Source organism: Microcoleus sp. T2B6, assembly GCF_036700475.1.
Lineage (GTDB): Bacteria > Cyanobacteriota > Cyanobacteriia > Cyanobacteriales > Microcoleaceae > Microcoleus.
Genome location: NZ_JAUBOZ010000053.1, coordinates 41717 through 54823, shown reverse-complemented (window position 1 = coordinate 54823; position 13107 = coordinate 41717). Strand labels below are relative to the sequence as shown.

Annotated in this window: 5 protein-coding genes; 3 read left to right on the top strand and 2 right to left on the bottom strand. The window is 47.4% G+C overall.

Going from position 1 to position 13107, the window contains the following annotated elements; translation table 11 throughout:
• The first annotated feature begins 491 nt into the window (after positions 1 to 491).
• Complete coding sequence (locus QUA00_RS21810; RefSeq protein WP_333411090.1) at positions 492 to 3143, top strand: C39 family peptidase; 2652 nt, start codon at positions 492 to 494, stop codon at positions 3141 to 3143.
• Between the two features lie 572 nt (positions 3144 to 3715).
• The gene (locus tag QUA00_RS21805) at positions 3716 to 8437 is read left to right on the top strand and encodes a DUF4347 domain-containing protein (protein ID WP_333411093.1); all 4722 of its coding nucleotides are present in this window, start codon (positions 3716 to 3718) and stop codon (positions 8435 to 8437) included.
• A gap of 65 nt (positions 8438 to 8502) precedes the next feature.
• Here QUA00_RS21805 and QUA00_RS21800 read toward each other — a convergent pair whose 3' ends face one another.
• Together QUA00_RS21800 and QUA00_RS21795 are read right to left on the bottom strand one after the other, a co-directional pair.
• The gene (locus QUA00_RS21800) at positions 8503 to 9405 is read right to left on the bottom strand and encodes a PEP-CTERM sorting domain-containing protein (protein WP_333411089.1); all 903 of its coding nucleotides are present in this window, start codon (positions 9403 to 9405) and stop codon (positions 8503 to 8505) included.
• An 899-nt stretch (positions 9406 to 10304) separates the two neighbouring features.
• Positions 10305 to 10520 carry a hypothetical protein gene (locus QUA00_RS21795; protein WP_333411088.1) on the bottom strand — a complete coding sequence of 72 codons (216 nt, stop codon included), beginning with the start codon at positions 10518 to 10520 and terminating at the stop codon, positions 10305 to 10307.
• 612 nt (positions 10521 to 11132) lie between these two features.
• Between QUA00_RS21795 and QUA00_RS21790 the strand changes: the two genes are divergently transcribed.
• Positions 11133 to 13019: a ferredoxin--nitrite reductase gene (locus QUA00_RS21790; protein ID WP_445305756.1), complete on the top strand. Its 1887-nt coding sequence runs from the start codon at positions 11133 to 11135 to the stop codon at positions 13017 to 13019.
• The last annotated feature ends 88 nt before the right edge of the window (positions 13020 to 13107 follow it).

Genomic DNA, 13107 nt, shown 5'->3' with positions numbered 1-13107 from the left:
GCCCGTCCAAAAAGGACGGGCGGGACGCCCATCCCACAATAACAATTAAAATTGTAAGTTATTTAATTCGCGATCCTAAGTCCTGACCGAAAGCATCCAGGATACAAGCCTCCGCATTCATCCGTGGGGTCAATGCTTCAATTCTAAAATCTAAAATCTAAAATCTAAAATCTAAAATCGATTGACTCAGCCAGTGAGGGATCAAGGGTTCAGCGGGAAACAACCGACTCGAACTAAATTCCTTCCTTCAAAACTTGCACCACAAATCCGCTCAACCAGGCATATATTTGGTTAAGGTGGTTATTGTACGCCTAAAGTGAGATTTGTGGCGCAGATCCCGCCAATAATTAAAAACTTATGCTGGAAAACGCATTAACCGCCCATAGGCTGAATCTAGGGGCCATTTTGTCCTGGTTCGAGTCATTGTGTTTGATAAAATCAGAAGTTATCCTTGCTTTAGCTGAATAATTAATTAGATAGGGGGATATATAATGACAAGCAGCAAAATTATTTTGAGTTACTTAGGCCCGCGAGAAATTGAGGTCAATAGGGCCGCTGTGTTACTTGGCACTTTTGACACAAATCTAGTGGCAGCGATTTCAGCAACAGAAGGCTCAAATGCCCTGAATGTCGGGAGAAATCTCTCTAGAGGCATTTGGAACATCAGTTTAGATAAAGGATTCCCTAGCGCAGGAACTCGCACATTGCTGGTGAGGGCAAGTGATAAGACGGGCCAAGTTATCGGTCAACAAACAATTAACATCAAAGTTAATCCTGCTTCTGGATCACCCGCTCAATTTTTGACGTTAATTACTCTCAGAGATACCGCATTCAAAGTCGGAACACTGCCCGCCAGCAATCTTAACAACCTGCAAAAAGCGGAAATACCAGCAGGTAAAATTTATCAAATTAGGGACTACGAGTTAGAAGATGGACATCTGAATGTTCAACTAAATAATCCAATTACTCCGGTGGGAACCTCTGGCTTTTTCTACGAAAAACACGTATTTATAACCAAAGGCGCAAAAATTCTCATATTCGATCGCGCTGAGTTGCCGACCCCGCCGCGTGGAATGCAGTTACTGTGGGTGATCAAAAAGACCTGGTTAAAGTTAACCCCCGCAGATTCTGCAACTTTAGGAGCAACTCAGAAATTACAATTGAACGCAGGAGAAACTTTCAATCTTCTTGGCTACGCTTGCGTGGAAAACCATTTCCGAGTCGCTTTTGAGCGGGCAGTTCCTAACTTAGGAACTTCGGGATTTGTGTACTGGCTGCACGTCCAAATTTTGCGAGACGGGAGGGGAATTGAGTATGATAGAAATGCAGTTACGATGACAATCATCAAAACGACTGTGTTTAAAAAGCGCCCGATAGATGCGGCTAGCCTGCCACCCCAAGAAAAAATTACCTTGCCGGCGGGAATGATTTACGGAATTGCCGGATTCTCGATCGAACAAAGCCACATTAAAGTCTCGCTGACCGAGAATTTGCCGCAATTTGGCAATACGGGTTTCATTTATCCCGATTTTGTGCAATTCAGTCGCGGTGGCAAATCTTTCAATCCCGCTCCGAATTTAACTTATCAAGGGCCGTCAGAAGTTTTGGTAAATCAGCCGATCGTCCTTCGGGGTACTTTTGACCGAGAAAAAACAGCAAAAATTGAGGTGATAGCTGAGGATACATTTCCCCTAAGCGTCACGCTAAACCAAGAGACCAGCACTTGGCAAGTTAATTTGTCTAAAGGATTTAGCGTAGCCGGAGCTCGGTGGCTCAGGTTGCGGGCAACTGACAGCAAAGGCAACGTTACTGGCAGCCAAATAATTTACATTGCCGTAACTTCCGATCCGCTAACTGTCGGACGAGGTTTGACCTTAAAGATAGTTTCTGACACTTTGTTTAAGGTAGCTCCCCTTGATTCTTCCCGGCTCAACAATCAGCAAAAAGTTTTTGTCAAAGCAGGCCAGACTTTGGCGGTTAGCAAATACGGATTTATTGACGGGCATCTCAAGGTGGTTGTGGATTCAGCAATTTCACCGATCGGCAGTTTTGGCTATTTTTACGAACCCGATGTTCAGCTTGCCAAAGGTACTCAAATCCTAAGATTTGACCTGGCTGACGTACCGAATAGCAACGTCAGCGCTCAACTTTTGGTAACTCAAACAACTCAGATTAAAGCTAAACCCGAAGATTCATCGAAACTGCAGCCGGATCAAATGGCTGACCTACTTTTAGGCACTACCTATGCCATTACTGGTTATGCCTGCATTTTGGGGCATTTCCGAGTAACTCTCGCCGAATCTATTCCCGGTTTCGGCAATATCGGATTTATTTATTGGCAAGACGTAAAAATTAAAAAAGACGGCAAAGAAGTTCCCTTTGACCCCGATGCTTTGACGATGACAATCCTGCAAGCAACAGTCTTTAAAAAACGACCAGTAGATTCTGCTAGCCTGAGCAGTACCGAGAAAACTACGCTGCCTTTAGGTCGAGTTTACGGCGTGAACAGCTACGGTGCGGAAGGATCTCATCTGAAAGTTTCCCTGACTGAAGAACTGCCGAATTTTGGCAATACAGGTTATGTTTTTCCTAGTTTTGTTCAGTTTAAGCGGGGAGATAAAATTTTCGATCCGGTTCCGAACAATGTGGAATTGAACGTGCCGTATTTTTCGCAGCGGGACAATCCGCGTTTTGACTGGTCTACTTGCAACGTAACTTCGATCGCGATGGTATTTTATTACTACGGCGTTCGTTCTGAGTGGGGCGGACAGTTGGAGGATGAGTTGTTGCAGTGGTGTTTCGACTATGCCGGCCAGGGTTCTCAAACCGATCACAGCGTGCTTTCGGCGCTGATTCAGGCTTACGGGTTTAAGACGAGTTTTAGTACGACTCGCACGTGGGCCCAGGTGCGATCGGAATTGCTGAATCGGCGGCCGGTAGTTTTAGCGGGAGATTTTACTGCAGCCGGTCACATTCTCACTTTAATTGGCTACAATTCTCAGGGTTATATCGTGCAAGATCCTTGGGGAGATGCCCTCACTGGTTACAGCGATACTGAGGGGAGAAAGTTAATGTATCCCTACAATTACGTCAATCAAGTTGCTGGGCCAGATGGGAATGTTTGGGCGCATTTTATCTCTTAATAATCTTTTGAGGTGCGATCGAGATTGCGACAGTCGATCCGGCTAGGGTTGGCAGTGCATTTGTGTCAATTTACAGCAGATTGCAGGTTTATAGGTACTATCAATATCCCCGTAGGGACACGGCATTGCCGTGTCCCTACTTCTATTAGATATATGGTTTGTATCGCAGTCTCGCTCGCCCACAAGATTACTTAATAATTTTAACTATTTTCATTGCGTTACGCCTTGTCCCATCTGCACAAAAACCTAATTATGGGAGAGGTCTAATCAAAAGTCGATGAGAAGTCAATGAGAACTCACTCAAGTTCTCAAATAGCCACCTGATTTAATAAAAATACGGTAGAAAGTGCGATCGACCTGATTTGCATATCCCCCCATTCTTTGTAGGCAATCCCCCCGCGGTTGCCCTCGTGGGCGGGGGGGGAGGCACTCTTGGCACTCCCAAGGTCGATCGAGGGACTATTTATTTATCAATACATCTTTATCAAATCTTTACAGAGTTTTAGGCAATCAAGCCTTATGGTTGATACAACAAATTTTCAGTCTTTTTTAAACCAGGAATAGGTGGTGTGATGCCAAATTTTAATTGTCAAGTTTCAAGAAGTGCGATCGCCTTTATCGATTCTCAAGTTGAAGATTATCAAAGTTTGATTGCCGGAGTAACACCGGGTACGGAAGTAGTGGTTTTGGATGGGAACAGGGATGCGATCGACCAAATTACTGAAATTTTGGACGATCGCAGCAATATAGATAGCATTCACATCATTTCTCACGGAGCTCCCGGCAGCTTGCAACTGGGCAAAACCAGATTGTGTTCTGACAATCTGGAAACTTATTCCAAGCAATTTCAGCAGTGGCGAAGCGCTTTAAATCGGGGTGCGGACATTCTGATTTACGGTTGCAATGTCGCATTGACATCCTTCACCTTCATCCAGCGCATCGCCCAACTCACAAATACCAACGTTGCCGCCTCCAAAAACCTCACCGGAAGTGCAGCAAAAGGCGGCGACTGGGAACTGGAAGTCACAACCGGGAAAATAGCAGCCTCTTTAGCATTTCGGCCTGAAGTTCTAGCAGCATACAGCCACGTCCTCTCCACCTTCAGTGAGGCCAGAAACTATAGTGTCGGCAGGATTCCTATTGACATGGGTACGGGCGACTTGAACGGCGACGGTTTCCTAGACTTAGCCGTGGTCAACGGCGGGTCCCGGAATATTTCCATATTGTTGGGGACGGGTACTACGGGCAGCTTTGGTACTGCTACCACCTTATTGGACCCAGGTAACGAGAATCCCCATTCCATTGTAGTGCGCGACTTTAATGGAGACGGCAAACTCGATTTAGCTGTAGCGCATCCTTTATTTCCCCATAGAGGCGGTTTCGTTTCCATCCGGCTGGGGACAGGTACTGGCAGTTTTGGCAATCCTACCAACTTCTCTTCTTCCAAAGATCCACAGGATAAGCCGCTAGATCCTAGATCGATCGCAGCCGGCGACTTTAATGGAGATGGCGAGTTAGATTTAGCCACAACCCCTCGGGTGGGAAACTACATTTCAATACTTTCCGGATTGGGTACTGGTAGCTTTGCTAATCCCGTTCATATTAATACACAAAGCTCCAAATCTACTGTTGCCACAGCCGACTTTAACGGCGACGGCAAACTCGATTTAGTCACCACATCACATCAGCTAAGCACTGATAACATTTCCGTTTTCTTAGGAGATGGTAAGGGCAACTTTAACTCCCCCGTTAACCTTACCGCCGAAGGAGGGGCTCTCCTTGTCGTCACAGGCGACTTTAATGGCGACGGCAAACTCGACCTTGCTACCAATAGTTACAATCCAGTCACTTCACATGTCTCAGTTTTTTTGGGAGATGGTACGGGTAATTTTAGTATTGCTACCAAATTTGCTGTCAGTGAAGGTCCTCAATCTGTGGTTGCAGGCGACTTTAGCGGCGACGGCAAACTCGATTTAGCCACGGTTACCGAGGGGAGCAACGTTTCATTCTTGTTGGGGGATGGCACTGGTAAATTTGGTAATCTCACCAACTTTAGTATCGGGAATGCGGGAGGTGGGGCTGCTATGATTCCGGCAGATTTTAATGTTGACGGCAAGTTGGATTTAGCTACTACGAACCGCGGTTCTTACGATGTGTCGGTTCTGCTGAATACATCCAATACAGTTAATTTCGGTGCGGCTACTTACAGCGTTACCGAAGGAACAACAGACAAAGTAGTTAATATTCCCGTCAAGATCAGCGGTGGCACTCCCTTCAGCGATGTAGTTGTGCCAATTGTCCTCGACCCCAGTAGCACAGCCACCGAAAATTCAGACTACACCTTTTCCCCTACTTCGATTACATTCCCCGCAGGTTCAACAGGTGCCGCCCTCACCAAAAATATTGCAGTTACTATCAAGCCTGACAGTATCTCTGAAAACCCGGAAACCGCTATTTTCAACTTGGGCACAATTACCAATGGCATTGCGGGTTTCACAAAAACAACAACTCTAACTATTTCAGACCAGGTTTCTGTTGCTTATGCCATTGCCGCCGGTACTGCCAGCATTGACGAAGGCAATAGCGGCAAAAAACCTCTAACTTTCACTGTTACTCGCAGCAACGACACTAGCGGGGCAAGTAGCGTCAAATATGCAATAGCAGGAACAGCTACCAACGGCAGCGATTATAACAATATCGGCGGCACTTCTGGGGCAAAAACTGCTACTGGCACGATTAATTTTGTGACAGGTGAAACATCAAAAACCATCAGTCTAGATGTGTTAGGCGACACCACGGTTGAACCCGATGAAACTATTACCGTCACCCTGTCAAATCCCACAGGCGTCCCAGGGGTAACACCAATAATTACCGCTGATACTGCTACCACAACTATTATTAACCACACTGCACCGACACCGGCGCCACCCCCGACGCCGACACCGCCGCCACCAACACCGACTCCGACACCGCCGCCACCCCCGACTCCGACACCGACGCCACCCCCGACTCCGACACCAACGCCACCCCCAACTCCGACACCAACGCCACCCCCAACACTAGAACAGCCGACACTAGAACCGCCGACTCCGACGCCGACGCCAACTCCGACGCCGACACCGCCGGCACCCCCGACTCCGACGCCGACGCCACCCCCGACTCCGACACCGCCGACACCGCCAACTCCGACGCCGACACCACCAACACCGACTCCGACACCGACGCCACCCCCGACTCCGACACCGCCGGCACCCCCGACTCCGACGCCGACGCCACTCCCGACTCCGACACCGCCGGCACCCCCAACTCCGACACCGACGCCACCCCCGACGCCGACACCAACGCCCATACCACCAACGCAAACACCAACGCCCACACCACCAACGCCGACGCCAACGCCGCCGCCAACGGATAGCAACCGCCCGCCATTGGTAAATCGTTCTGTCTTGTCGCAAGGAAGTTCTAAAACTGCCAATGAGTTGACCTTCGCTGCAAATACCGATACTGACCCCGATCCGGGCGATCGCATTAACTATACGATCTGTCTGGCAGATTACAATACTTTGAATCGGTCTGCGTACCGTTCGGAAACCGATCTCAACGGCAGTCGCTATAATAAACTAATCGATAAGTCAAGTTTTCCTGAAATTCCTCTCCCTTCATGGTTAACTTTCAATCCCGAAACTCGCACTATTAAGATAGGCGAAACTCGCCCGAAGAAATTTAACTACTGGATGAAGATCACAGGAACGGATGCGTCTGGTGCCAGTGTTAGCGAGATCATCCCGTTCAAGAGTTACAATTTCGGCGGTTTTGTGATTGACGGTTACATTGCTGGTTCTACTATCTTCTTAGATGCGAACAAAAACGGCATACTCGATCCTAATGAACCGTCTGCCATCACTGGCCCTAATGGTGAATTCGATCTGAGTCTCGCCTCGGACATTTTCGACAAAAATCAAAATGGGGAAATCGATTCAGAAGAAGGCAATTTAGTTGCCACAGGAGGCACTGACACCGCCACAGGTTTACCTCTAGAAACACCAGTCACCGCACCACCAGATGCTACTGTTGTTACCCTCTTAACCACCTTAGTTGCCGACTTGATCGACAAAGGAGTTAGACCAGCAGAAGCACAATTTTTAGTCAAAACTGCCCTTTCCATCCCCACTAATATTGACCTGACTAGCTTAGACCCGATCGACGCCACCAACAACAACCAACCGGGCGGTATCGCAACTTTATCCGCAATGGTGAAAGTCCAAAACTTCATCACTCAAACTGCTGCTTTGATTGACGGTGCTTCCAGTGCAGCAACTAAGGATATTGTCAAGGCTGTTGTCAGTTCAATTACGAGTCAAGTTCAATCCGGTACAGCTTTAAACCTCAGCAATGCAACAGATTTAGAACCAATAATTCAGCAATCTGCCGCTAAAATCAAGCAAATTGACCCCAGTTTCAACAGTCAAAAATTCACTCAAATTACCTCGCAAGCCGCGACAGTAATGGCAACAGCCAATCAACGCATTGATGCCGCTGTCTCCAGTACAACAACATCAATTCCTGAAGCAGTCGCCCGTGTTCAAAAAGTAACTTTGGGCGCAACTACTCAAGACTTAAAGGAAGTAACTGCGGGAACTAAGACAATTTCCCTGGTAGTTACTGAGAATACTGGTGCTGCTTTAGATACCAAAATTCAAGCTGTGACATTACCTGGTGGGATTGCGACTCCTGTTGTCATCGGTGATGCGGATTTGGGCAGCAATTCCCCCGATCGCATTCTCGGTACAAACGGCGACGATATCCTGACTGGTGGCAGCGGGAATGATGCTTTGATGGGCATGAGGGGCAATGATTACCTCGATGGTACTCTCGGAAAAGACTCTCTTTTCGGCGGCAAAGGTAATGATATTATGCTGGGAGGTAGCGGTGATGATGCCTTGTTTGGCAGCCGCGGTGCTGACGTTTTGAATGGTGGGGAGGGTAATGATATTCTGCTGGGAGGTAAGGGTGATGATTTGCTGATTGGCGGTTTGGGAAGTGATGTTTTGACGGGAGGTGATGGCAATGATAAATTCTTGCTATCTGCTAATTCTGGCATCGATACTATCTTGGATTTTGAGGATGGCAAAGATTTGCTAATACTCGCCAACAATCTCACTTTCTCCCAACTGTCAATTACTCAAGAAAACAGTTCAACTTTCATCCGTTTGTCCGCAACAGGTGAAATTTTAGCCTCTCTGAATGGGGTGTCTGCCAGCCTGATTAATGCTGCCAATTTCAATCTAGCTTAGAGGAGTTTATGAAGTGCAGGACACGGCATTGCCGTGTCCCTACGGGGAGCGATCTAAAATCCATTTCAGCTAATCTTGTGCTGAATTTTGCGTTTTGCTGCGCCAATGCCTAGAATCCCAAATCCGGCTAAAGTACCGAAGATAGTAGCAGGTTCTGGTACTGGTTCAGCAGAACCTTGTTCAAAAGAGCCTGTAATGGCGATCGCATCGTTAGCGCACTCGGCAAAAAAGTTAGCAATATAGTTCCCCGAAGGCATTGATGATTTATTGAAACTGAATCCAATGGTTTGAGAACCTACGGCATTAAACTGAGCGAAATCAAGACCGAGGACGCTCAAAGTTGCTGGTGTTAAAAAATTGATTTCTCCTACTTTTGTACCCGTAGCTATTGAGTTGAGAATAGTCCAGTTTCCGGTTTGTTCAAAATAGGGGTCTGTGGCAGCTAAATCGCCCATTGATGGGGTTCCGCCTTGAGATGCCACTACCGTATTGAATTGATTTAAATTGGTAAAGCCAGAGTTAGTTTGGGTAACGCTTTTAGCGGTAACATCCTTGTAAACGCCTGTTGTCGCCACGCCGGAGTCATTTCCTTCGGCAAAGCGGATACCAAGCAAGCTGCCGTTGGCGTTAGCTGTATTGAAGTTTTGACCGGAAAAATTGAAGAATAAATCGCCGTAGTTGATGTTGCCTCTTTGAGCTAGTGGGTCGGCATATCCTGCTAAACTTAGATTAGAATTGATGGCGATGAAAGCTGTATCTGATGTTTCTTTGATGGCGATGCCGTAAAATTCAAATTCCCCGCCGCCGATTTGGGGCCCTGTCACGCCGTCGTTGAAGGAATCGATCGCATAATTCCAGCCATGAGATAGCGTTGCTGCTGTAGCTTTTTGTTGCTGTAGTGCGAAAAGGGCACAGAAAATAGCCAGTGAGTAAGTCCAGTGGATGCTGTTTTTAGCAATGGATTTCATAAAATGCTCCCTGGGAATCATTGTTAAATAGTCAAGTCTGCTCGCTCGACTGTTTTAAATTTTCAGTCAATCATATATTTCGCCTGAAAATATTAAAATATTGCTAAAAATTTGGTCGGGCGATCGCATTATATCAACTATATTGGTTAAAAAAACTAACCAATGGCAGTAACTAAATACAAGATTTATGCAGGCACAGTATAAAGTAGGGCTGCATAAGTCTTGTATAGGTGAAAATACACTGACTACCGGGTTTAGGCGGTTGAGTCCAGCCATAAACTGTCTGCAAGTCAATGTCCAGACTTGACGGGCCCCTACAAGATATTATTGTTTTTCTGGCAGATCGACTTAATTGATTTTTTATCAATTACCAATTAATTTTGACAAGAGGGGGCGTGATGTTGTAGAGGCCGAGGCCACATTCTATTAATAATTCGATTGTTTGATTAATAATTTTCATACATTGTCTTTCATCGCCAGCCCTGTTCAATATACCTCTCCAATAATTATTGTGGAACAGGCATCCTGCCTGTTCAAGACAGGCTTTGCTGGAGATGTCTAATAATTATAATTACGTTGGTTGGGATGACTTCATTCCTCCAACTCCTCAAATGCCGATCGCGCACAACAATTTTACTAAATTTACCATAAGCGTTCAACCCAACAGGCTCTCAATTGAGCGTCAAAACTGTGAATCAGCACTTTTTCTTTAAGTGCCGCACAAAGCGAGAATTGGAGAATCCAAAAAAATCATACGGCAAGAACGATCGCACGTTTTTAGAACACCCAAGCAACTTCCGGCCCTACATCCGCTGCAGGCATCGTGGCTTCCTTCTAACTCGGCCGGTGGTTTCTGCACTCTTATGCGCTGCATAAATCAATCAAATTTTTAAATCCTGTTAATATATCGCCGACAGTTCGTTGACTACCTTGACTCTTCCCTTGATCACAGAACGCAGCAGGCGGTTGATCGAATGTCTGTATTCATCGTCGAGAGAGTCGTCCAAAACAGCGGCCATCAAGCCGTAGCGATCGGCTAAAGTCAAACAACCCGTCTCCGTAACAGAGGCAAGCATTTCGGAAATAGCGCCGGGGATAAGTTGAACTAAAAACATGAGACGTTCCCTGAATTCGATACTTATATAATCTCTCGTTCTTGGAAAATCAAGAGTGACGCTGGCATAGCACACAATGTGATGTTTTGAGGCAAACTGTGTGACAGCGACCGCTCTAATGTTGTGACGATCTCGTTTTAAGTCTGCGATCGCAGTCACAAAATTAATCTTAGATATTCCAATATCCCCCTCTCCCCTCCTAAATCTAAAGATTTAGAGAGATTTTTCGGTGTTGGGGGTCTCTTTACCCATTCCCCATGTATAAAACGCATCGGCAGTATGCGAAATATTCATAAAACTCAATATTTTGTAAAAATAGCTACGAATATTTACAATCGGGGGCTTTACATTAGCTCATAACAAAGGTGCATCGAAACAGAGCGATCGACCGAATCATCGGTAGCAACTATAACCATAAATAGTTTTGCCACGTTCGAGCCAGCGCCCAGTCAAGCTCAAGTTTACAGAAGACCAACCATGCTTAAAAGAAATTCCATCTAGTAACTAAATATACAGTTTTAAATCCATACAGTCACTAAGGTTAGCAGGAAAGACACACTTTATGCTCCAAGTCAAGACCTCCCCACACAAGCCAGCAGCGAGGGTAAACCGATGACCCAAACAGTAGAACCCAAAGCCCAAGCGAGCCTGAACAAGTTTGAAAAACTCAAAGCCGAAAAAGATGGCTTAGCATTAAAAGGCGAACTCGACCACTTCGCCGAAATCGGCTGGGAAGCAATGAACGAAACAGATCGCGAGCACCGCCTCAAATGGCTCGGCATCTTCTTTCGGCCAGTAACTCCCGGCAAATTCATGATGCGGCTGCGCTTGCCCAACGGCATCATTACTAGCAATCAAACCAGAACGCTAGCAGAAATCGTCCAACGCTACGGCGACGACGGCAGCGCCGACATCACCACCAGACAAAACCTGCAATTGCGCGGAATTCGCATCGAAGACGTACCCGACATCTTCCGCCGCCTCAAAGAAGCGGGCATGACCAGCATCCAGTCTGGCATGGACAACGTGCGTAACATCACGGGTTCCCCAGTCGCAGGGCTCGACGCCGACGAACTGATTGATACGCGGGAACTGGCGAACGAAGTCCAAGACATGATTACGAACAGCGGCGAAGGCAACCCCGCGTTTTCAAATTTGCCGAGAAAGTTTAATATTGCGATCGCAGGCTGCCGCGACAACTCAGTCCACGCAGAAATCAACGACATCGCCTTCGTACCCGCTTACAAAGACGGCAACATCGGCTTTAACGTTTTAGTCGGCGGTTTCTTCTCCGCCAAACGCTGCGAAGCTGCAATTCCTCTCAACGCATGGGCAAGTCCCAGCGACGTTGTAGATTTGTGCAAAGCAATTTTAACTGTGTTTCGCGATCAAGGCCCAAGAGCAAACCGCCAAAAATCGCGGCTGATGTGGCTGATTGACGAACTCGGAATCGCACAATTCCGAGCCGAAGTCGAACAAGAATTAGGGCGCACTTTGCCCGCCGCCGCGCCCAAAGATGAAATCACCTGGGACAAACGCGACCACATCGGCATCTACCCCCAAAAACAATCAGGACTCAACTATGTAGGGCTGCACGTTCCCGTCGGACGGCTGCAGGCATCGGATTTGTTCGATTTGGCCAGAATTGCCGAGGTTTACGGCAGCGGCGAGCTCAGGCTCACTGTGGAAGAAAACGTGATTATTCCCAACGTTCCCGACTCGCGGATTGAATCGCTGGTCAAAGAACCGCTGTTGCAGCGTTTTTCCATCGAGCCCGCACCGCTGATGCGAGCCTTGGTTTCCTGCACCGGCGCCAAGTTTTGCAACTTCGCCCTCATCGAAACCAAAAGCCGCGCCGTGGCAATGATTGAGGAACTCGATGTCGAACTGTCACTTCCCAAACCGATCAGAATTCACTGGACAGGTTGCCCCAATTCCTGCGGTCAACCCCAGGTAGCAGACATTGGTTTGATGGGAACAAAAGTTCGCAAGAACGGCAAAACCCTCGAAGGTGTAGACATTTACATGGGAGGCACAGTTGGCAAAGACGCTCATTTGGGTGCTTGCGTCCAAAAAGGCATCGCTTGCGAAGACCTCAAACCGCTGCTGTATCAACTGTTAGTCGAGCAGTTTGGGGCAGCTCCCAAAGAGATCACAGGGGATGTAGCTGTGCTGCAGCGGCAACTGCAATTGACGGTTGAGGAGGGCGAAGCGGCAGCCCAAGCACCCAAACCTCAGACATCTACTGTCATTTTCGCTCGATCGGGCAAAGAAGTTGCTTGCAGCGAAGATGAGTACATTCTCGATGTTGCCGAACGGGCGGGAGTCGAACTTGACAGCGATTGCCGAAAGGGAGTTTGTGGCACTTGCAAGCAGAAACTCCTAGAAGGTAATATTGCCGCCTACGACAGCCACCCCGAAGCGGCCGCAGGCTTAGAACCAGGGTTCATTTTAACTTGCAGCGCACGGGCGATCGGCAGAGTGACGATCGACGCCTAATCTCATAATGTGAGATGCGATGCGAAGGTCGCGAATCAATCTCACATCTCACATTTCCACCATCTCAAAGTACAACAACAATTCAAGA

What these genes read in the sequence shown, in the direction of transcription:
- QUA00_RS21805 (WP_333411093.1), top strand. Translation starts at nt 3,716, where the DNA reads ATGCCAAATTTTAATTGTCAAGTTTCAAGAAGTGCGATCGCCTTTATC.
- QUA00_RS21810 (WP_333411090.1), top strand. Translation starts at nt 492, where the DNA reads ATGACAAGCAGCAAAATTATTTTGAGTTACTTAGGCCCGCGAGAAATT.
- QUA00_RS21795 (WP_333411088.1), bottom strand. Translation starts at nt 10,520, where the DNA reads ATGTTTTTAGTTCAACTTATCCCCGGCGCTATTTCCGAAATGCTTGCC.
- QUA00_RS21800 (WP_333411089.1), bottom strand. Translation starts at nt 9,405, where the DNA reads ATGAAATCCATTGCTAAAAACAGCATCCACTGGACTTACTCACTGGCT.
- QUA00_RS21790 (WP_445305756.1), top strand. Translation starts at nt 11,133, where the DNA reads ATGACCCAAACAGTAGAACCCAAAGCCCAAGCGAGCCTGAACAAGTTT.